The 20,404-nt window shown below is 68.6% G+C and carries 19 protein-coding genes; 9 read left to right on the forward strand and 10 right to left on the reverse strand.

Annotation, left to right across the window (positions count from 1 at the left end):
- Positions 1-31: 31 nt before the first annotated feature.
- A complete protein-coding gene (locus ACF66B_RS17030; protein ID WP_111429792.1) occupies positions 32-3,133 on the forward strand; it encodes an efflux RND transporter permease subunit in 3,102 nt (1,033 codons plus the stop codon).
- Between the two features lie 613 nt (positions 3,134-3,746).
- Here the strand turns inward: ACF66B_RS17030 and ACF66B_RS17035 are convergent.
- The gene (locus tag ACF66B_RS17035) at positions 3,747-3,977 is read right to left on the reverse strand and encodes a glycine zipper 2TM domain-containing protein (RefSeq protein ID WP_111429791.1); all 231 of its coding nucleotides are present in this window, start codon (positions 3,975-3,977) and stop codon (positions 3,747-3,749) included.
- A gap of 115 nt (positions 3,978-4,092) precedes the next feature.
- The gene (locus ACF66B_RS17040) at positions 4,093-5,295 is read right to left on the reverse strand and encodes an aminotransferase class V-fold PLP-dependent enzyme (protein WP_111429790.1); all 1,203 of its coding nucleotides are present in this window, start codon (positions 5,293-5,295) and stop codon (positions 4,093-4,095) included.
- A gap of 158 nt (positions 5,296-5,453) precedes the next feature.
- On the opposite strand from ACF66B_RS17040, the gene ACF66B_RS17045 reads away from it, so the two are divergent.
- Both ACF66B_RS17045 and ACF66B_RS17050 read left to right on the forward strand, forming a co-directional pair.
- A complete protein-coding gene (locus ACF66B_RS17045) occupies positions 5,454-7,187 on the forward strand; it encodes an ABC transporter ATP-binding protein (RefSeq protein ID WP_111429789.1) in 1,734 nt (577 codons plus the stop codon).
- A gap of 57 nt (positions 7,188-7,244) precedes the next feature.
- Positions 7,245-8,033: a folate-binding protein YgfZ gene (locus ACF66B_RS17050; RefSeq protein WP_111429788.1), complete on the forward strand. Its 789-nt coding sequence runs from the start codon at positions 7,245-7,247 to the stop codon at positions 8,031-8,033.
- A gap of 16 nt (positions 8,034-8,049) precedes the next feature.
- Here the strand turns inward: ACF66B_RS17050 and ACF66B_RS17055 are convergent, their stop codons facing one another.
- The 7 genes from ACF66B_RS17055 to ACF66B_RS17085 all read right to left on the reverse strand — a co-directional run bounded on the left by ACF66B_RS17055 (position 8,050) and on the right by ACF66B_RS17085 (position 13,592).
- Positions 8,050-8,841, reverse strand: coding sequence for an inositol monophosphatase family protein (locus ACF66B_RS17055; RefSeq protein WP_111429787.1), 792 nt, complete (start codon positions 8,839-8,841; stop codon positions 8,050-8,052).
- 91 nt (positions 8,842-8,932) lie between these two features.
- A complete protein-coding gene (locus ACF66B_RS17060) occupies positions 8,933-9,190 on the reverse strand; it encodes an EF-hand domain-containing protein (protein WP_162683263.1) in 258 nt (85 codons plus the stop codon).
- Positions 9,191-9,301: 111 nt separating this feature from the next.
- Positions 9,302-9,793: a copper chaperone PCu(A)C gene (locus ACF66B_RS17065; protein WP_162683262.1), complete on the reverse strand. Its 492-nt coding sequence runs from the start codon at positions 9,791-9,793 to the stop codon at positions 9,302-9,304.
- Between the two features lie 194 nt (positions 9,794-9,987).
- Entirely contained in the window at positions 9,988-10,275 is a 288-nt protein-coding gene (rpmB, locus tag ACF66B_RS17070; RefSeq protein ID WP_111429784.1) for a 50S ribosomal protein L28, read from the reverse strand.
- Positions 10,276-10,433: 158 nt separating this feature from the next.
- Positions 10,434-11,492, reverse strand: a complete 1,059-nt coding sequence (gene choV / locus ACF66B_RS17075; RefSeq protein ID WP_111429783.1) for a choline ABC transporter ATP-binding protein — start codon at positions 11,490-11,492, stop codon at positions 10,434-10,436.
- Position 11,493: 1 nt separating this feature from the next.
- Complete coding sequence (gene choW, locus ACF66B_RS17080) at positions 11,494-12,348, reverse strand: choline ABC transporter permease subunit (RefSeq protein ID WP_111429991.1); 855 nt, start codon at positions 12,346-12,348, stop codon at positions 11,494-11,496.
- A gap of 299 nt (positions 12,349-12,647) precedes the next feature.
- Positions 12,648-13,592 (reverse strand): choline ABC transporter substrate-binding protein, encoded by a 945-nt coding sequence (locus ACF66B_RS17085; protein WP_111429782.1) that lies wholly within the window; start codon positions 13,590-13,592, stop codon positions 12,648-12,650.
- A gap of 147 nt (positions 13,593-13,739) precedes the next feature.
- Here ACF66B_RS17085 and betI point away from each other — a divergent pair, with 147 nt between their 5' ends.
- From betI to betA, 4 genes are all read left to right on the forward strand, one after another.
- A complete protein-coding gene (gene betI, locus ACF66B_RS17090; protein ID WP_111429781.1) occupies positions 13,740-14,330 on the forward strand; it encodes a transcriptional regulator BetI in 591 nt (196 codons plus the stop codon).
- Positions 14,327-15,787 (forward strand): betaine-aldehyde dehydrogenase, encoded by a 1,461-nt coding sequence (gene betB, locus ACF66B_RS17095; RefSeq protein ID WP_111429780.1) that lies wholly within the window; start codon positions 14,327-14,329, stop codon positions 15,785-15,787. The genes betI and betB overlap by 4 nt, the downstream gene beginning before the upstream one ends.
- A gap of 115 nt (positions 15,788-15,902) precedes the next feature.
- Positions 15,903-16,550, forward strand: coding sequence for a glutathione S-transferase C-terminal domain-containing protein (locus ACF66B_RS17100; RefSeq protein ID WP_111429779.1), 648 nt, complete (start codon positions 15,903-15,905; stop codon positions 16,548-16,550).
- Entirely contained in the window at positions 16,550-18,196 is a 1,647-nt protein-coding gene (betA, locus tag ACF66B_RS17105; RefSeq protein WP_162683261.1) for a choline dehydrogenase, read from the forward strand. The genes ACF66B_RS17100 and betA overlap by 1 nt, the downstream gene beginning before the upstream one ends.
- Before the next feature lie 150 nt (positions 18,197-18,346).
- Here betA and ACF66B_RS17110 read toward each other — a convergent pair whose 3' ends face one another.
- Positions 18,347-18,580, reverse strand: a complete 234-nt coding sequence (locus ACF66B_RS17110) for a hypothetical protein (RefSeq protein WP_162683260.1) — start codon at positions 18,578-18,580, stop codon at positions 18,347-18,349.
- Between the two features lie 764 nt (positions 18,581-19,344).
- Between ACF66B_RS17110 and ACF66B_RS17115 the strand changes: the two genes are divergently transcribed.
- Together ACF66B_RS17115 and ACF66B_RS17120 are read left to right on the forward strand one after the other, a co-directional pair.
- Positions 19,345-20,175, forward strand: coding sequence for a S49 family peptidase (locus ACF66B_RS17115; RefSeq protein WP_111429778.1), 831 nt, complete (start codon positions 19,345-19,347; stop codon positions 20,173-20,175).
- Positions 20,172-20,390: a hypothetical protein gene (locus ACF66B_RS17120; protein ID WP_111429777.1), complete on the forward strand. Its 219-nt coding sequence runs from the start codon at positions 20,172-20,174 to the stop codon at positions 20,388-20,390. Before ACF66B_RS17115 ends, ACF66B_RS17120 begins: the two co-directional genes overlap by 4 nt.
- Positions 20,391-20,404 lie beyond the last annotated feature (14 nt).

Consider the following 20,404-nt stretch of genomic DNA (forward strand, 5'->3'; position numbering starts at 1 on the left):
AGACTGACCTGCCACTTCCGGAGGGCCGATCATGGCACGCTTCTTCATCGACAGGCCGGTTTTTGCCTGGGTGATCTCGATCATCATCATGGGGGTCGGGCTGCTCTCGATCCTCAGCCTGCCCATTTCACAATACCCGCAGATCGCGCCGCCCTCCGTGACCGTGAGCGCCTCCTATCCCGGCGCTTCGGCCGAGACGGTGGCCAATACCGTCACCCAGGTCATCGAACAGCAGATGACCGGGCTCGACGGGTTGCGCTACATGGATTCGAACTCGACCTCGCAGGGCGGGTCGCAGCTCACGCTCACCTTCGAGACCGGGACGGACCCTGACATCGCGCAGGTCCAAGTGCAGAACAAGGTCTCTCAGGCGACCGCGCTCCTGCCCGAGACGGTGCAGCGCCAGGGGATCACGGTGAAGAAATCCACCGCGAGCTTCCTCATGGTCATCGCGCTCATCTCCGAGGACGGGCGGATGGAGCAGGTGGACCTTTCGGACTACCTCAACTCCACGATGGTGGACGATTTCAGCCGCATCGAGGGCGTCGGCGAAGTCCAGGTCTTCGGCGCGCAATATGCGATGCGGATCTGGCTCGATCCTTCCAAGCTCGCGGCCTTCGAGCTCACGCCCTCGGATGTGGTGAACGCCGTGTCGGCGGAGAACGCCCAGATCTCGGCGGGCGCGTTTGGCGAGCGGCCGACCCTTGAGGGGCAGATGCTCAACGCGACGATCACCGCGCAGTCGCTGCTCTCGACGCCGGAGGATTTCGAACAGATCGTGCTCCGCGCCGAGACCGACGGCGGTCTCGTGTTGCTCAAGGATGTCGCCCGCGTCGAGATCGGGGCGGAGAATTACAACACCATCTCGCGCTACATGCGTCAGCCGGCGGCCGGTCTCGCGATCCGGCTCGCCTCGGGCGCCAATGCGCTCGATACCGCCGAGCGTGTGAAAGCACGTGTCGAGGAATTCTCGCGCTTCTTCCCCGAAGGCGTGGTCTACACCATCCCCTACGATACCACGCCCTTCGTCACGATCTCGATCGAGGAGGTGGTAAAGACCCTCTTCGAAGCGATCGTGCTCGTCTTCCTGGTGATGTTCCTGTTCCTGCAGAATATCCGAGCGACGCTCATCCCGACGCTTGCGGTGCCTGTGGTGCTGCTCGGCACGTTCGGGATCCTCGCCGTCGCGGGGTTCTCGATCAACACGCTCACCATGCTCGCCATGGTGCTCGCCATCGGCCTGCTCGTCGATGATGCCATCGTCGTTGTGGAGAACGTCGAGCGCATCATGGAGGAGGAAGGGCTCGGGCCGGTCGAGGCGACGCGCAAGTCGATGGGGCAGATCACCAGTGCGCTCATCGGTATCGCCCTGGTGCTCTCGGCCGTCTTCGTGCCGATGGCGTTCTTCGGCGGGTCCACCGGTGTGATCTACCAGCAGTTCTCGATCACCATCGTTTCGGCGATGGCCCTCTCCGTCGTGGTGGCGCTCACGCTCACGCCCGCGCTCTGTGCGACAATCCTGCGCAGCCGCGACGCCCAACACGCGAAGCGCGGGCCGTTCGGCTGGTTCAACAAGGGGTTCGAGCGCACGCAGAACGGCTACGGCCGCAGTGTCGGCTGGATCGTGCGGAGGCCGCTGCGGACCGGCCTCGTCTACGTCGCGCTGGCCGTTGTCATGGGCATCATGTTCGTGCGCACGCCGACGGGCTTTCTGCCCGACGAGGACCAGGGCATCATCTTCACCCTGATCCAGGCCCCGACCGGCGCCACCGCCGACCGGACGCTCGACGTGGTGAAGCAGGTCGAGAACTACTTCATCGAGAAGGAATCCGAGAACGTCTCATCGATGTTCGGCGTCGTCGGCTTCAGCTTCGCGGGCCAGGGCCAGAACATGGGCATCGCCTTCGTCCGGCTGAAGGACTGGGACGAGCGCACGCGACCCGATCAGAGCGCGCAGGCGATCGCGGGCCGGGCCTTCCCGGCGATGATGGGCATCCGCGACGCCATGGTCTTCCCGATCGTGCCGCCCTCGGTGATCGAGCTCGGCAACGTGTCGGGTTTCGACTTCTACCTTCAGGCGCGCAACGGTCAGACGCACGAGCAGCTTCTGGAGGCGCGCAACATGCTGCTTGGCATGGCGGCGGAGAGCCCGCTGATCTCCTCGGCACGCCCCAACGGCCTCGAGGACGCCGCACAGTTCAACATCGACATCGACTGGCGCGCGGCCGGCGCCATGGGCGTGACGGCGGTGGATGTCGGCAACCTGCTCTCCACCGCCTGGGCCGGGCGCTATGTGAATGACTTCATCGACCGGGGCCGGATCAAGCGCGTCTATGTCCAGGGCGATGCGGATTCCCGCGCCGTGCCGTCCGATATCGAGAAGTGGCGGGTGCGCAACGACTCGGGCGAGCTGGTGCCGTTCTCGAACTTCTCGCAAGGCAACTGGCGCTTCGGGCCGCAGGGCCTCACGCGCTACAACGGCATCCCGGCGATGCAGATCCAGGGCTCGCCCGCGCCCGGCGTCACCACCGGGCAGGCGATGGCCGAGATGGAGCGTCTGGCCGGGCAGCTTCCGCCGGGCTTCGACATCGCCTGGACCGGGCTCTCGCTCGAGGAACGCCAGTCGGGCAACCAGGCGCCGATGCTCTATGCGCTTTCGCTCGCGGCGGTCTTCCTCTGCCTCGCCGCGCTCTATGAAAGCTGGGCGATCCCGTTCGCGGTCATGCTGGCGATGCCGATCGGGGTTCTGGGTGCGCTGATCGGCGCCTGGCTCGGCGGCTTCGACAACGGCGTCTTCTTCCAGGTGGGCCTGCTCACGGTGATCGGGCTCACGGGCAAGAATGCGATCCTGATCGTCGAATTCGCCCGCGAGCGGCAGCAGGAGGGCCAGCCGCTGCTCGAGGCGGTGGTCCATGCCGCGCGGCAGCGGTTCCGTCCGATCCTGATGACCTCGATGGCGTTCTCGCTCGGGGTCCTGCCGCTGGTGCTCTCGACCGGCGCGGGCTCGGGCGGGCGCAACGCGATCGGCTCGGGCGTGCTCGGAGGGACGCTCTCGGCGACCGTGCTCGGCATTCTCTTCGTGCCGCTCTTCTATGTCGCGATCCGGAGGGTCTTCCGCCAGCCGCAGGCCTGACGGCGGCTCTTTACGGTGATCCCCTGAAACCCGCCGGTTCCCGACCGGCGGGTTTTCCGTTCCTGCGCCAGGGCCCGACGCACTGCCGCCGGTTGATCCACCGCCGTCAATCCGGGGCATCCCGACATGCTTGAAGGGACGCTCGGTCTGACGGCGCCGTTCGCAGGAGAGCCGAGGCTTGCCGCCGGGCAGCAAGGGCGGGGTCAGTGCAGTCGGATACGTCTTTCCCCCGCATCGCGGGGGAGGCGCTGCTCGGCATTTCGCCGCTGTACGCCGCGGGTTCGCCCGTCTCGCAGCCGAGACGCGCCATTACAGCCGCGGCAGTTCCTGCATGGTGGAGGAGGTGAGCTGGGAGCTTTGGGACAAGGTCGCACGGCGCGCGGGATGTCCCGTCACCGAGGCCGAAACGGATGCCCCGCCACCGATCGGCTCCGCGGCCGGGCAAGCGGCGGACGGGGCGGGGCCTGCGAGGCCTCCCGCCGCCGTCCTTCAGAGCGCCAGGGGTTCGGGCTGAAACAGTCCGCACCCGGGATGTCGCTCCACGTGCCTGAACAGACCAGGATCCCTCTTCAGACTGCGGTTCAATCTGAGAGGGCCTTGGTCCGAACGTGCCTTACTGGCAGGAGGGCAGGCGGGTGCCTGCGGCCGCTCCGGCGCCCGCGCCGACTGCCGTTGCGATATCCTGGCCCGTGCCCTTGCCGAGCTGGTTGCCGAGGATTCCGCCGACGGCCGCGCCGCCGACCACACCCGCGCCGCATTCGAGCTGGCGCTGGGTCTGCGGGTCGGTGGTGCAGGCTGCGGTGACAAAAGTCGCGAGCCCCAACAGTATGATAGCCTTTTTCATTCGTTCTTTCTCCAAGTTCGGAATGGCGTTGCCGCCTGTATCCACGCGGCAAACTAGGCGCTCCTGCGCGATCATTCCATCAATTTTTCGCGGGGTGGTGGTGCGCTGCCCACGCTCAAATCTCCTGCGCGACCACCTCGGCGGCGGCGGCGATCCCACCCGGGCCATGGGGGATGCCGAGGGCGGAGAGGCCCGCCTCGATGGTCGCGAGCGCGCCGAGCACCATCGGCGGATTGAGATGGCCCATGTGGCCGATGCGGAAGAGGCTGCCGCCATCCTCGTCGGGCGCGGCGATGCCGATGCCGAGCGTGAGGCCTGCGGCTTCCTCGCACCAGGCGCGGAGCCGGATCGCATCGCCCGGTGCCGTGCGGATCGTCGTCACCGCCCGGCTCCGGCGCGCCGGCTCGGCGATGTTGAGCGCCAGCGCACGGTCGCAGCCCGCCCCCGACGGCGCCCCCCAGGTTTCCACCGCCGCCCAGATGGCGCGGGCCAGCCGCTCGTGGCGCGCCCAGGTGTTCTCGAGACCCTCTTCGGCCAGCATGTCGAGCGCCTCGCGCAGACCATAAAGGTGATGCGTCGGCGGCGTGCCCGCAAAGCGCTGGTAGAAGAGCTCCGGCTCGATCCGCGGCGCCCAGTCCCAGTAGAGGCTGGGGCAGGGCACCCGCTTGCGCCAGGCGCGGGGGCCCACGACGTTGAAAGCGATGCCGGGCGGCAGCATCAGCCCCTTCTGGCAGGCAGCGACCGTCACATCCGCGCCCCAGGCGTCCATCTCGAAGCGCTCGCACCCGAGCGAGGCGATGCAATCGACGAGGAAGAGTGCCGGGTGACCCGCCGCGTCTATTGCCTGGCGCAGGGCGGGAATGTCGTTCGAGACCGAAGACGCGGTGTCGGTCTGCACGGTCAGCACGGCGCGGATTGTATGCTCCCGGTCGGCGGCGAGCCGTTCGGCGAGGCGCGCAGGATCGGCAGTGGCGCGGAAACCGAAGTCGAGCAGCTCCACCTCGACACCGAGCCGCCGGGCCATCTCGGCCCAGCCGCGGCCGAAGACGCCGGTCGCGAGCACGAGCGCCCGGTCACCGGGACGGAGTGTGTTGGCGACCGCCGCCTCCCAGGCGGCATGGCCGTTGCCGAGATAGATCACCGGATCGCCGGTGGTGCGGGCCAGGGCGGCGAGATCGCGGTAGACGGTATCGCTGAGCGCGATCAGCTCTCCCCCGTAGATGTTGGGCGAGGACCGATGCATCGCCCGCAGCACGCGGTCGGGAACGATCGAGGGGCCGGGAATGGCGATGAGGTCGCGGCCATAGGACAGGCGCATGGGACGGATGCTCCCCGAGAGACACGAAAGACATCAACTGCGCGCAAATGCGGGAGAAAAGGCAAATCCGCTTGGTTGCGCGCGCGCCACCGTGCTAGTCCGGAGCCCGGTCGGACACAAGGCGGGAGGGACCCGGTGAGCTGGGGCGGGGGAACGTGATGTCGGAAGCTTCGGGCTTCTCACCCTATGTGCGCCTGTGGCGCGACTGGCTCTGGCCCTATCGCTGGACACTTTCGCTCGCGATCCTGATGACCGTTCTGGTCTCGGCGACGACCGGCGCCTACTCGAAGGTCATCCAGCTCGTGATGGCGGCGCTAGAGCGCACCGATCCGGCAGTGATCTGGTGGGGGCCGCTGACCGTGCTTGGGCTCACCTCGCTGAGCGCGGTGGGGCAGTATTACAAGGAGACGATCTCCAACATCGTGGTCACGCACATGGAGACGGACCTGCGCAAGCGCATGTTCTCCCAGCTCGTCGGCGCCGATCTCGCGCGGCTCCAGAGCGAGGCGCCCGCGGGGCTCGCGGCGCGGTTCTCCTCCGACATCTCGGTCGTCGGCGGCGCGGTCCGGGGCTATGTCGGCGGGCTCACCAACATCCTCACGATCATCGTCTCGATCGGCGTGATGCTCACCATCGACTGGTCGCTCACGCTCATGATCCTGCTCATCTTCTCGGTTGCGCTGGTGCCGGTCAACGTGATCGGGCGGCGGCTTCGCAAGCTCGCGAAGCGCACCCAGGCCGAGATCAGCCACATGACCTCGGAGGTGACGGAGGGGCTCTCGAGCATCCGCATGGCGCGGACCTACAGCCTCGAGGAGCCGCTCGCGCGCAGCGCCGAAGGGGTCTTCGACAGGCTGCTCGGGCTCAGCGTCAAGCAATACATCTGGCGGGCGCGCATGGCGCCGCTGATGGAGGTGCTGATGGGGATCGCGATCGCCGTGCTGCTCTTCGTGGTCGCGAAGCGGATCACGGCGGGCACGATCTCGATCGCCGATTTCACCGGGCTGCTGACCGGCTTCGGCGTGCTCTCGGGGCCGGCGCGGCGCATCGGCGGCTCCTATGCGACGCTGATGCAGGGGCGCGCGGCGCTCGATCGGATCTACATGCTCTTCGACGCCGAGAACACCATCGTCGACGGCGCGCGCGAGGTCGGCCGGGTCCATGGCGTGATCCATTTCGAGGATGTTTCCTTCGCCTATCCCGACGGCCATGTTGCCCTCGAGAATGTCTCGCTCACCATTCCGCAGGGCCGCAAGACCGCCTTCGTCGGCCGCTCGGGGGCCGGGAAATCCACCGTCTTCAACCTGCTGCCACGGCTATACGACCCGACCGCAGGCACGATCTCCATCGACGGGATCGACATCCGCGACATGACGCTCGCCTCGCTCCGCGACCAGATCGCGGTGGTGAGCCAGGATTCGGTGCTGCTCTCGGGCTCGGTCGCCGACAATATCGGGTTCGGCCGCAAGGGCGCGACGCGCGCGGAGATCGAGGAGGCGGCCCGTGCCGCCGCCGCCGACGGTTTCATCCGTGCGCTGCCGCAGGGCTACGACACCATGGTCCGGCCGACCGAACAGGCCTTCTCGGGCGGCGAGCGCCAGCGGCTCTCCATCGCCCGGGCCATGGTGCGCAACGCGCCGATCCTGCTCCTCGACGAGGCGACCTCGGCGCTGGATGCCGAATCCGAGGCCCAGATCCAGAAGGCGCTCGCCCGTCTTGCCGAGGGCCGGACCACGCTGGTGATCGCGCACCGGCTCGCGACGGTGATGGATTCGGACCTCATCGTGGTGATGGATCGCGGCCGCGTCGTCGAGATGGGCCGGCACCAGGAGCTGCTGGACCGCGGCGGGCTCTACGCCGATCTCTTTGCCTTGCAGTTTTCCGGCGCCTGATCCCTTTCGGTCCGCCGCTCCGGGGCTTATCTGTCTCTGGAGACAGGAGGATTTGCGATGACGGCGGGACTGCAGGCGACGGATCGGGCGGTGCTGGAAGTGAGCGGCGAGGACGCCGGGCATTTCCTGCAGAATCTCGTCACCAACAATGTCGAGGGTCTGGCCGAGGGCGCGTGCGTCTACGCAGCCCTTCTCTCGCCGCAGGGAAAATATCTCTTCGATTTCTTCGTCATCCGGCGCGGCGCAGGATTTCTCATCGACGTGAAGGCCGACCGGGCTCAACCGCTTTTGCAACGGCTCACGCTCTACAAGCTGCGCGCCAGGGTGACCGTTGCGCCGAGCGATCTCGCCGTGGTGCTGGGGCAGGGCGAGCCGCCCTCGGGCGCCGTCATCGATCCGCGCAGCGCCGCGCTCGGCTGGCGGGCCTGGGTCGCGGACCCGCAGGCCTATCTCGCGGACCTCGCGCCGCTCGATCCCGCGGCGCTGCTCGCGGCGCGGATTGCGGCCTGCGTGCCCGAGACCGGTATCGAGCTCGTGCCGGACGAGAGCTACATCCTCGAGATGGGCTTTGCGCGGCTCAACGGCGTCGATTTCCGCAAGGGCTGCTATGTCGGCCAGGAGGTCACGGCGCGGATGAAGCACAAGACCGAGCTCCGCAAGGGGCTCGTGCGGGTGGAGATCGAGGGCGAGGCGCCCGCACCGGGCACCGAGATCCTCGCAGGCGAGCGCGTTGCCGGCCGCCTCTATTCGAGCACGGGCGGCGCGGGGCTGGCCTATCTCCGGTTCGACCGGGCGGAGGGGGCGCTGGCCGCCGGCCCCGCGCGCCTCCGCGCCGAGCTGGCCTGAGGCGCGGCGGCGAGCCTCAGGAGGCGCGCACGATGGAGGTCAGGGTCTCGAAGGCGTGCGTGTTGGCGGCGACGCAGCCGCGGCTCTCGAAGATGCTGGCGCCTTCCTGGATCGGGCCGGTGAAACCGCCGGCCTCGCGGACGAGCAGCAGCCCCGCCGCGATGTCCCAGGGGTTGAGGCCGCGCTCCCAGTAGCCGTCGTAGCGGCCGGCCGCGACATAGGCGAGATCGAGCGCCGCCGCGCCCCAGCGCCGGATGCCGGCGGTGCGCGGGGTGAGGTTGGCGAGATCCTTCAACGTCGCGGGCAGGTTCGGGCTGCCGCCGAAGGGAACGCCGGTGGCGAAGATCATCTCGTAGGTGTCACGCCGCGCCGAGACGCGGATGCGGCGGTCGTTCATCCAGGCGCCCGCGCCCTTCTCGGCCACGAACATCTCGTCCTTCGCCGGGTCATAGACCACGCCCGCAACGATCTCGCCCTTGTGCTCGAGCGCGATCGAGACCGCCCAGTGCGGCAGGCCGTGCAGGAAGTTGGTGGTTCCGTCGAGCGGATCGACGATCCAGCGCCGCGTCGGGTCGGCGCCCTTCACCTCGTCGCTCTCCTCGCCGAGCCAGCCGTAGTTCGGCCGCGCCTCGGTGAGGTCAGTGCGGATCATCTCCTCGGCACGCATATCGGCGCGACTCACGAAGTCTCCCGGCCCCTTGCGCGAGACCTGGAGCTGTTCCACCTCACCGAAATCCCGGACGAGGCTCCGCCCGGCCTTCCGGGCGGCCTTGATCATGATGTTGAGATTGGCCGAAGCTTGCGTCATGGCACACCCGTCTGTCCTCAGGCGGCGGGTTATGGCCGCTTTTCGGCGGGGCGGCAACCCCGTCCGGCGGGAAAGCGCGCGCGGGTGAGGCTCAGTGGCCCATCGATCTGGTGTTGCGATAGAGCGCCTCGAGCGACGGGTATTCCTGGGCGCTGATCTTGCCGTCGCCGTTCCAGTCGGCCTTGAGGAAGGTGACTTCCTGCATGCCGGGAAACACGCGCTTTGCCTCGTCATAGGTGACATAGCCGTCGCCATTGGCGTCGGCGCGCGGGAAGGCAACGCCGGCGGCGGCGGAGGTCACGGCGCAAAGCGCCGCCAGGGAAACTGCGACAAATGAAAGCTTTTTCATCGGATTTACCTTTCGATCACATGCCCCGAGCGGGCACGCTGATGGGTCATATTCCATTTTACGCTTGTATTGCGGCGGGGAGAAGGGGCAGGACTTCACGCCCGCGTGCACTCAATGCGTGTGCTGCCCGCCGGGCATGCCGCGCGCGAGATCGACGGGCACCGCCGCCGGGATCGCACCGGCACGTTCGAAGACGAAGGTAAGACCGACCGTGTCCCCTTCGGCAAGCGGCCGGGTGAGGCCGAGGAGCATGATGTGAAGCCCTCCCGGCGCGAGGCTCACACGCGCGCCTGCCGGCAGGGGAAGCCCGTCCGCATGCGGCTGCATCCGGGCGATCCCATCCTCGACCACCGTGCTGTGGATCTCGATCCGCGCCGCCGCATCGCCCGTGACCGCGAGGAGGGTGTCCTCCGCCGTGCCGGTGTTGGCGAGCGTCAGGTAGACGGCGCCGCTGCGGGCGGCAGCCCCCGCGGCGCGGGCGTAGGCGTCCTCGATGCGGATGCCATCGCGCCCGGCAAGCGGCGCGGCCTCCCCGGCCCGGGCGCCGGGCAGCAGGGCGATGCCAAGAAGAACGGCGAGCGCGGCGATTCTCAGGCGGTGCATGGGCGCAGGCGTCCTTTCCCCCAAAGGCTTCCATGCCCCGCGCAATAGGGCAAGCCGGAGGCGATTCCCAGCCGCCGTACGCCGGACAGGCAGGACCACCGTGCAGGCAGGGCCCTCGAAAAACAACCGTACATGCGAAAAGGCCGCGCCCCGCATCCCGGGGGCCCGGCCTTGAAGACGGCGGTTGCGCCGGATCAGGCGGCGGCCTGTGCCTTCGCGATGTCGCGCTTGACCTTCAGCGCGCGGGGCGAAAGTTCGGCGTCGTTTGCCTTCGCGAGGAAGGCGTCGAGCCCGCCCCGGTGATCGACGGTGCGCAGCGCAGCCGCGGAAATGCGGAAGCTCACGGTCTGGCCGAGCGTTTCGCTGGTCAGCGACACGGTGTTGAGGTTCGGCAGAAACCGGCGCTTGGTCTTGTTGTGCGCGTGGCTGACATTGTTGCCAACCATCACGCTCTTGCCAGTCAGTTCGCAACGGCGCGACATGATTTCATTCCTTGCTCTGGGCCGGGCCCCGGCCAGGTTCACGACTCATAACCGGCGCCGCACTCGCGAGGGCGCCCGAAATCTGGAAGCGGCCTGTTAGCCGAGCCTCCGCCGCGCGTCAAGGGGGGAAGGCTCGGAGGAGGCCGCCGCCGGGCGGATCAGGCGCCGCCCGTGCCGCCCGCAACCTTCGGCGCAAGCGTCTCGAAGACACGCGCCGCGGTCACTTCGCCGAGGGCTGCGCCGCCCGCGTCCGTCACCAGCACCGCCGTCGCCGGATCCTCGGCAAAGAGTGGCAGCACCTCGCGGAGCGGCGTCTCGCCGGGCAGCGTGCGCGCCGGAGGCTCGCCCGTGCAGGGCGTCATCACATCGACCATCCGCAGCACGCTCAGCGGGTTCAGATGGGCGACGAAATCGGTGACATAATCGTCCGCCGGGCGCAGCACGATATCCTCCGGCCGGCCGGATTGCACGATGCGCCCGCCTTCCATGATGGTGATCGTGTTGCCGAGCTTCACCGCCTCCTCGAGATCGTGGCTCACGAAAACGATGGTGCAGCGCATCTTTTCCTGCAGTGTCAGGAGCTCGTCCTGCAGATGGGCGCGGATCAGCGGGTCGAGCGCCGAGAAGGGCTCGTCCATGAGCAGGATCGGCGCGTCGGTCGCGAAGGCGCGGGCAAGGCCCACACGCTGCTGCATGCCGCCCGAAAGCTCGGAGACCTTCTTCTCGCCCCAGGCCGAGAGGCCGACCGTCTCGAGCACGCTCTGCGCCTTCTCCAGCCGCTCCCGGCGCCCGAGGCCCGAGAGCTCGAGGCCGAGGGCGACGTTGTCGACGACGCTGCGCCAGGGCAGGAGGCCGAACTGCTGGAACACCATCGAGACGGCGCTGCGGCGCAGGCCGCGCAGGGTCGCGGGCGAGCAGGTGCAGACATCGACCATCTTGCCATCGGTCGCGCGCACCATCATCCGGCCGCGCGTCACCTTGTTGAGGCCGTTGATCGCGCGCAGCAGCGTGGACTTGCCCGAGCCCGACAGGCCCATCAGCACCGAGATCTCGCCCTCCGCCACCTCGAGCGAGCAGTCATGCGCACCGAGGATCTGGCCGGTCGCTTCCTGCACCTCGGCGCGGCTTTTGCCGGCATCCATCAGCGGCAGCGCCGATTCGGGTTCGCTGCCGAAGACGATCGAGACCTTCTCGAAGGAAATCATCGTCTCTTTCATCTCACTTCTCCCGCCGGAACACACGGTCGAGGATGATCGCGAGCACCACGATCACCAGCCCCGCCTCGAAACCGAGCGCGGTGTTGACCGTGTTGAGCGCACGCACCACCGGCACGCCGAGCCCCTCTGCGCCGACGAGGGCGGCGATCACCACCATCGAGAGCGAGAGCATGATGGTCTGGGTAAGGCCCGCCATGATCTGCGGCGCGGCGTAGGGGAGCTCGACCTTGCGCAGGAGCTGGCTGGGCGTCGCACCGAAGGCGAGGCCTGCCTCCTTGAGCTCCTTCGGCGTCGAGACGATGCCGAGATGGGTGAGCCGGATCGGTGCGGGCACCACGAAGATCGCGGTGGCGATGAGGCCGGGCACCATGCCGATCCCGAAGAACACGATCGCCGGGATCAGGTAGACGAAGGTCGGCAGGGTCTGCATGAGGTCGAGCACCGGCCGGAGCGCGGCATAGAGCCGCGGGCGATGAGCCGCCGCGATGCCGATCGGCACGCCGACCCCCATGCACACGATCACCGCGCAGAGCACGAGGGTGAGCGTCTCGGTCGTTTCCTCCCAGTAGCCCTGGTTGAGGATGAAGAGAAAGCCGATGATGACGAAGGCAACCGTCGCCCACGAGCGCTGGATCACCCAGGCAAGCAGGGCGAAGACGGCGATCACCACCAGCGAGGGCGGGGTCTGGAGCACCCAGAGAATCGCGTCGATGAGGGCGGTGACGCCTTCGGAGAGGCCGTCGAAGAACCAGACGGCATGGCCGATCAGCCAGTCAACGACGTTGCTGGCCCATTTCCCGACCGGGATCTTGGGCAGCAGCGCCAGCGGCGCGGCAAGGACGAGCGGGTCGATCATCTGCGCCCCGCTTGCAGGGCCGCCGCGCCGGTGCGGCGGGCGGGGCAGGGCGCGGAGGCGCGGATGGGCGTAGGCGTGGGCATGCAATACTCCTCATTCGTCGCGGCGCGCGTTCGGCGCGGCCGCTGCGGGGCTGGGGCGTAGGCGAAGGTGCTCTGGAGGTGCGGGGGCCACGAACGGGCCGCGTACCCGAGCGATCCCGGATCGCGTCGGGCGATCGCGATCACGGGCCATGCGTTCCAGGGGCATGACCTGGAGCGGAAGGGGTGCTTCAGGCCGGCAGGGCCCGAAGCGGAGCCTCATTCGAGGCCGAGTTCCTTGTTGACGGCCGCCATCGCGTCGCCGCCGTCGAAGGTGGTGACACCCTCGAGCCAGGGGCCGATCACATCGGGGTTTTCGCCAAGCCAGGTCGCCGCGGCGGTCTCGGGGGTCTCGCCGTCATCGAGGATCGCGCCCATGATCTGGTTTTCCATCTCGAGCGTGAAACCGAGGTTCTGGAGGAAGCGGCCGACATTCGGGCATTCCTCGACATAACCGGCGCGGGTGTTGGTATAGACGGTGGCGCCGCCGAAGTCGGGCCCGAAGATGTCATCCCCGCCGGTGAGGTAGGTCATCTTGAGGTTCGCGTTCATCGGGTGGGGTTCCCAGCCGAGGAAGACGATGCCCTTGCCCTGCCGTTCGGCGCGGGCGGCCTGGGCGAGCATCCCCTGTTCGGAGCTTTCGACGAGGGTGAAGTCGCCGAGACCGAAGGTATCGTTCTCGATCATCTCCTGGATCAGGCGGTTGCCGTCATTGCCGGGCTCGATGCCGTAGATCTTGTGGTCGAGCTCGTCGCCGAAATCCTTGATCTTGGAGAAATCGGTCAGACCTTCCTCCGCCAGCTTCGACGAAACGGCGAGGGTGTATTTGGCGCCTTCGAGATTGGCCCGGACGGTGTCGACCGTGCCGGCCTCGCGATAGGGGGCGATGTCGCCTTCCATCGTCGGCATCCAGTTGCCGAGGAAGATGTCGATATCGCCGTTGGCAAGGCCGGTATAGGTGACGGGCACGGACAGGATGTCGATCTTGGTGTCGTAGCCGAGGGCGCGGAGCAGCGTGTCGGCGACCGCGGTCGTCGAGGTGATGTCCGTCCAGCCCACGTCGGAGAAGCGGACGCTCTTGCAGCTCTCCGGTTCCGCGGCGAAAGCCGGTGCGGTCGAGAGCAGGCTGACTGCCACGAGAATGCTCTTTGTCTTTGTCTTCATCTTGTCCCCTCTGTTGTCGCAACCTCGTTCGTCCGGGCGGCGGCCACGAGGCGGACGATCTGGCTGCAAGGTCGCTTGATTATGTTGACGCTTGCAAGTGAAACCTTTATTGATTGATTAGTCAATCAACAATGTGACGGAAATGAAATGTCCCCGAGAATCGGCAAGGCGGAGCTTCGCAAGAGGGCGCTGATCGGCGCCGCGCTGGGCGAGATCGCCGAGCGTGGCACGCTCGAGGTGACGGTGGCGCAGATCGCCCGGCGCGCGGGGGTGTCCTCCGCGCTCGCCCACCACTACTTCGGCGGCAAGGACGATCTGATCCTCGCGACGATGCGGCACCTGCTCGCCGAGTTCCGTCTCAACGTGGTCGGGGCGATGCACGAGGCCGAAGGCCCCCGCGCGCGGCTCTCCGCGACGATCCGGGCGAGCTTCGGCCCCGAGCAGTTCCATCACGCAACGATCAGCGCCTGGCTCACCTTCTATGCCTGGGCGCTCTCCTCGCCCGGCGCGGCGCGGCTGCTCCGGATCTACCATCGCCGCCTCGAAAGCAATCTCACCCATGCGCTGAAGGGCATTGCCCCGGCCGCCGAGGCCCGCCGGATCGCCTGCGGCCTCGGCGCCTATATCGACGGGGTCTACCTGCGCGAGGCGCTGAGCCCCACCCCGACCGACCCCGCCGCCGCCATCGCGATGGTGGAACGTTTCGCCACACTCGAACTTTCGGAGGTGACGCCATGACCGACACATTCACGTCCCATTTCATCGCCGGTGCTGCACACGAGGATGCTGCGGGCACGCCGCTCGCGGTCTTCGACCCGGCCACCGGCGAGACGATCGCCGATCTCCATGAAGCGACCCCGGCCGTGATCGACGCCGCGATCGCGAGCGCGCGCGCGGGGTTCGCGCTCTGGCGCGCCACGCCGCCCGCCGAGCGCGCCCGTGTCCTGCACCGGGCCGCGGCGCTCATCCGCGCGCGCAACGAGGAGCTCTCCGAGCTCGAGACCCGCGACACCGGCAAGCCGATCCAGGAAACCCGCGTCGCCGACTGGGCCTCGGGCGCCGATGCGCTGGAATGGTTCGCGGGCCTCGCCGCGGGGCTTTCGGGCGAGCATATCGAGCTCGGCGGCGATTTCGCCTATACCCGCCGCGAGCCGCTCGGGATCTGCCTCGGCATCGGCGCCTGGAACTATCCGAGCCAGATCGCCTGCTGGAAGGCCGCGCCCGCGCTCGCCTGCGGCAACGCGATGATCTTCAAGCCCTCGGAGGTGACGCCGCTCGGCGCGCTCCGGCTCGCGGAAATCTTCATCGAGGCGGGCCTTCCCGCCGGCGTCTTCAACGTCGTGCAGGGCCGCGGCGCGGTCGGCGCCGCCCTCTCCGCGCGTCCCGAGATTGCCAAGATCTCCGTCACCGGCTCTGTGCCGACCGGCGGCAAGGTCTATGCCGCGGCGGCCGAGGGCACGAAGCATGTCACGCTCGAACTCGGGGGCAAATCGCCCATCGTCGTCTTCGAGGATGCCGATCTCGACAGCGCCATCGGCGGCGCGATGCTCGGCAACTTCTATTCCGCCGGCCAGATCTGCTCGAACGGCACCCGTGTCTTCGTGCAGAACTCGGTGCTGCCCGCCTTCCTCGAGCGGTTGAGGGCCCGGACCGAAACGATCCGCATCGGCGACCCGAAGGATGCCGAAACCCAGATGGGGCCGCTGGTCTCGGACGCGCAGGGCGAGAAGGTCATGGAGTACATCGCCAGGGGCCGCGAGGAGGGCGCCGAGCTCGTCACCGGCGGCACCCGGCTCCGGCCGGAGGGGTGCGCGGCGGGCTTCTTTGTCGCGCCGACGGTCTTTGCCGGGGTCACCGACGACATGACCATCGCGCGCGAGGAGATCTTCGGCCCGGTGATGTGCGTGCTGGGCTTCGACACCGAGGCGGAAGCCGTCGCGCGGGCGAATGCCACCTCCTTCGGGCTCGCCGCCGGGGTCTTCACCCGCGATCTCGCCCGCGGCCACCGCATGGCCGCCGCTCTCGAGGCCGGCACGCTCTGGATCAACGCCTACAACCTCACCCCCGTCGAGATGCCCTTCGGCGGCGTGAAGGCGAGCGGGCTGGGGCGCGAGAACGGCCGCGCCGCGCTCGAGCACTACAGCCAGGTGAAATCGGTCTACGTGGGCCTCGGCCCGGTCGACTCGCCCTACTGAGCTGGCATCGGCCCGCCGGGCCCCTCCCGGGGCGGCGGGCCACCCCCGCGGGCCGCACGGGGAACCCCTCCGGGTCCGGACGCAAGAGACAGGAAAGACGACAGGGAGATTGCCCATGCTGACAGTCTACGGCCGTGCCACGTCTTCGAACGTCCAGCCGGTGATGTGGCTCATCGGCGAGCTCGGCCTCGCCCATGAACGCCGGGATCTCGGCCATGCCTTCGGCGGGCTCGAGACGCCGGAGTTCCGTGCGCTCAACCCCAACGGCCTGATCCCGGTGCTCCGGGACGGCGATCTGGTGGTCTGGGAAAGCTGCGCGATCCTGCGCTACCTCGCGGCACGTTATGGTGCGGGCGCCCTCTGGCCCGAAGAACCGGCAGCCCGCGCGCCGATCGACATGTGGGCCGAGTGGGGCAAGACGACGCTCACCCAGGGCTTCAACATGCCGATCTTCTGGCAGCTCGTCCGCATCCCGCCGAGCCGGCGCGACAGTGCGGCGGTCGCGGCGGCGCTGGCCCGGCTCGAACCGGTTCTCGATATCCTCGAGCAACAGCTCGGCGCGGGGCCTCATGTCCTCGGCCCCGATTTCACCCTGGCCGATATCGTCATCGGCCATGTCCTCTACCGCTATTACACCGTGGAAATCCCGCGCCGGGAGCGCCCCGCGCTTGCCCGCTACTACGCGACGCTTCAGGCCCGCCCGGCCTACCGCGAACATGTGATGGTGTCCTGGGAACCGATCCGCGCAAAGGAGGCCTCCTGATGGAAGCAGATTACGTCATCGTCGGGTCCGGTTCGGCCGGCGCAGCCATCGCCTACCGCCTCGGCGAGGCGGGCCGCTCGGTGATCGTCATCGAGCATGGCGGCACCGACTGGGGCCCGTTCATCCAGATGCCCGCGGCGCTCTCCTATCCGATGAACATGTCCCGCTATGACTGGGGCTTCATGTCCGAGCCCGAGCCGCATCTCGGCGGCCGCCGCCTCGTCTGCCCGCGCGGCAAGGTGCTGGGCGGCTCGTCCTCGATCAACGGCATGGTCTATGTCCGCGGCCACATGCGCGACTACGACACCTGGTCCGAGATGGGCGCGGCCGGCTGGGCGGGCGCCGACGTGCAGCCCTATTTCCGCCGCATGGAAAGCTGGCACGGCGGCCATTCCGACTGGCGCGGCTCCGACGGCCCGCTCCACGTCACCCGCGGCCCGCGCCGCAACCCGCTCTACCACAGCTTCGTCGAGGCCGGCGCCCAGGCGGGCTTCGAGCTCACCTTCGACTACAACGGCGAGAAGCAGGAGGGCTTCGGCCCGATGGAGCAGACCGTCTGGCGCGGCCGGCGCTGGTCTGTGGCGAACGCCTATCTCCGGCCCGCGCTCCGGCGCGGCAATGTCACGGTGGTGAACGGTCTCGCGCTCCGCGTGGTGATCGAGGAGGGCCGCGCGCGCGGCGTCGAGGTCGCGAAGGGCGAGGGCCGCGAGGTGATCCGGGCGCGCAACGAGGTGATCCTGTCGGCCTCCTCCATCAATTCGCCGAAGCTCCTGAAGCTCTCGGGCATCGGCCCGGGGGCGGAGCTTGCCACGCACGGGATCCCGGTGCTGGCCGACCGGCCGGGCGTGGGGGCGAACCTCCAGGACCATCTGGAGATCTATTTCCAGATGAAGAGCCTCAAGCCGGTGACGCTCTACAGCCAGTACAACTACCCCGCCATGGCGCGGATCGGCCTGCAGTGGCTGCTCGCCAAGGTGGGCCTCGGCACCTCGAACCAGTTCGAGAGCGCGGCCTTCGTCCGCTCGGCGCCGGGTGTCGAATACCCCGACATCCAGTATCACTTCCTGCCGCTCGCCGTGCGCTACGACGGCCAGTCGGCGGTGAAGGGGCACGGCTTCCAGGCCCATGTCGGCCCGATGCGCTCGCCGTCCCGCGGCAGCGTCACGCTCGCCTCGGCCGATCCGAGAGAAGCCCCGAAGATCCTCTTCAACTATATGTCCACCGAAGAGGACTGGCGCGATTTCCGCCGCTGCATCCGGCTCACCCGCGAACTCTTCGCCCAGCCCGCCTTCGGGCCCTATGCCGGTGACGAGATCCAGCCGGGCGCCGGGGTCCGGAGCGATGACGAGCTCGACGCCTTCCTCAAGGAGCATGTCGAGAGCGCCTATCACCCCTGCGGCACCGCGCGGATGGGGGCGGCGGACGATCCGATGGCGGTGGTCGATCCCGAATGCCGGGTGATCGGCGTCGAGGGGCTGCGCGTCGCCGACAGCTCGATCTTTCCGCAGATCACCAACGGCAATCTCAACGCGCCCTCGATCATGGTGGGCGAGAAGGCCTCCGACCACATCCTCGGCCGCACACCGCTCGCGCCCGAGACCCGCGGCCCCTGGATCAACCCCCGCTGGCGCGAAAGCGACCGCTGAGGGAGGCGCGCGCGCCCTGCCGGGCGCGCGGCCACGGGGGGCGCCCCACCGCCCGAGAGCGGCCCGGGAAACGGACAGCCTCGCAGCACCCTGCCGGAGCGCGCCGCCCCGGGGGAATGCCGCCTCTGCGGCGCCCATTCCGGCGAGCGCTCACTGCGGAGCCGGGGCCGCCGCCATGATCTGCCGCGACATGTCCTCGACCGAGGCCCGGAAGCTCGCGATCCGCGGCGGGAACTCCTCGAACGAGGCCACGAACCGGTTCCCCGGCCCCAGCGCCGGGCCGATCGCCCGGGAGCGGTGCTCCTGCCACTCGTCGAACCCGCGCGCCTCATGGAACCGCTCGACGGGATCGAGGTCGAGGCGGGTGATCGGCGGCGAGGTCAACTCGTAGTGCGGGCCGTTGAGCCACCTGTCCTGGCTGGTGAAGAGGAACGTCCATTCCCCGAAGCGCAGCCCGTGGGACGTGGTCTCCGTGAAGAAGAGGATCTCCTTGCGGTCGGAGGGGCCGGTCTGGGTGAGGATGCCTGGGCATGTTGGTCCATGAAGAGCATGCCCTCCTCGGCGATCCGGTCGATGTCGGGTGTCTCACCCGCCATCCTCCCGCGGTGATAGGCCGGGATGTTCCACATCTCCAGGGCGTCGCCCCAGATGACGAGGATGTTCGGCGGAGGGGTGGCTTCGGTTTCCTGGGCCCGAACGGCCGCGCCCGTCCCCGCCGCCAGCGCCACGAAGGTGAAAGGCCGGGCGGGGTGTCGTCCTGATCCTGTCATTGCGATCTCCTTCGGGGCGGGGACTTCAGCAGGGGGGGGGCTTGCGATCGCAGGCGGCGCGTCCGTGAAAATGGTCGAAAGCGGCTGCAAGGCGCCGGAGACGATTTCTCTCAGACACCCGAAGAACTCCGGCACAGCCGCCCGTGCTCAGGCAGAGATCCCCGGCAAGGGAAGGGGTCCCGGGCAAGGCCCCGCGGCCTCCATCGGGTCGGCAGGACGCAAGAGGCGGGACAGATCGGGCGCGCCGCGGGCGGTGCCCGGCCCCGGATCGCGCCATATTCCCATCCGTGACCCGGAATCCGCGAAATGCGCCCGCCGCGCATGGCCTTGGCTGCGCGCCCTTGTCTGCCCCCCATGCCTCGCCTACATCGAAAGGCAATGGCAAAACCGAGCTTCCTCTCCCGATTCCGCCGCCCCGGCATCTCCGTCCTCCGCCTCGAAGGCGCGATCGGCGGAGCCGGACGCCTTGGCGGCCCCGCGCTCAGCGATGCGGGCCTCGCACCGCTGATCGAGGCGGCCTTCAGCAAGGGCAGGCCCGTCGCGGTCGCGCTGGTCATCAACTCTCCCGGTGGCAGCCCGGCGCAGTCGAGCCTCATCGCCGCGCGCATCCGCAGGCTCGCCGAGGAGAAGAAACTGCCGGTGCACGCCTTCGTCGAGGATGTCGCGGCCTCGGGCGGCTACTGGCTCGCCACCGCCGCCGATGACATCCATGTCGACGCAAGCTCGATCGTCGGCTCGATCGGCGTCATCTCCGCCTCCTTCGGCTTTCCGGAATTTCTCGCCCGCCACGGCATCGAGCGGCGCGTGCACACCCAGGGCGAGGACAAGAGCCTGCTCGATCCGTTCCGCCCCGAGCGCCCCGAGGATGTCGCCCGGCTCGAGCAGCTCCAGAAGGTCATCCATGACGCCTTCATCGCCCAGGTCGAGGCCCGCCGCGGCGCGAAGCTCAAGGGCGAAGGGCTCTTCACCGGCGACATCTGGGTCGGGCAGGGCGGTGTCGAGGCCGGGCTTGCCGATGGCATCGGCCATCTCGTTCCGGTAATGCGCGCCCGCTACGGCGACAAGATCCGGTTCAACGTGCTCAAGGCCCGCCGGCCGCTGATCCGCCGCCTCGGCCTGCCCGGTGCGGCCGAGGTGCTGGGCGAGGCGCTCGCCGGCGCCGAGGAGCACCTGCTCTGGTCGCGCTTCGGGCTGCAGGCGCCACGATGATCCGCGCCGTCTTCCTGTTCCTGCTGCTGATGGCGCTGATCGGCCTTGCCGGCAAGTGGACGCGGCCCCGCAAGGTCGGGCGCAAGTCCGCCGGGCCGCCGATCGCGACGGCGCGCAAATGCCCGAAATGCGGCACCTATCTCATCGGCGGCGGCCCCTGCACCTGCAGCCTCCCGGCGGAGGATCCCGCGAAAGACCCCAAGGCAAACGGCTAACGAGAGGCCACATA

The organism is Amaricoccus sp. B4 (assembly GCF_043226085.1).
Classification (GTDB): Bacteria; Pseudomonadota; Alphaproteobacteria; order Rhodobacterales; family Rhodobacteraceae; genus Amaricoccus.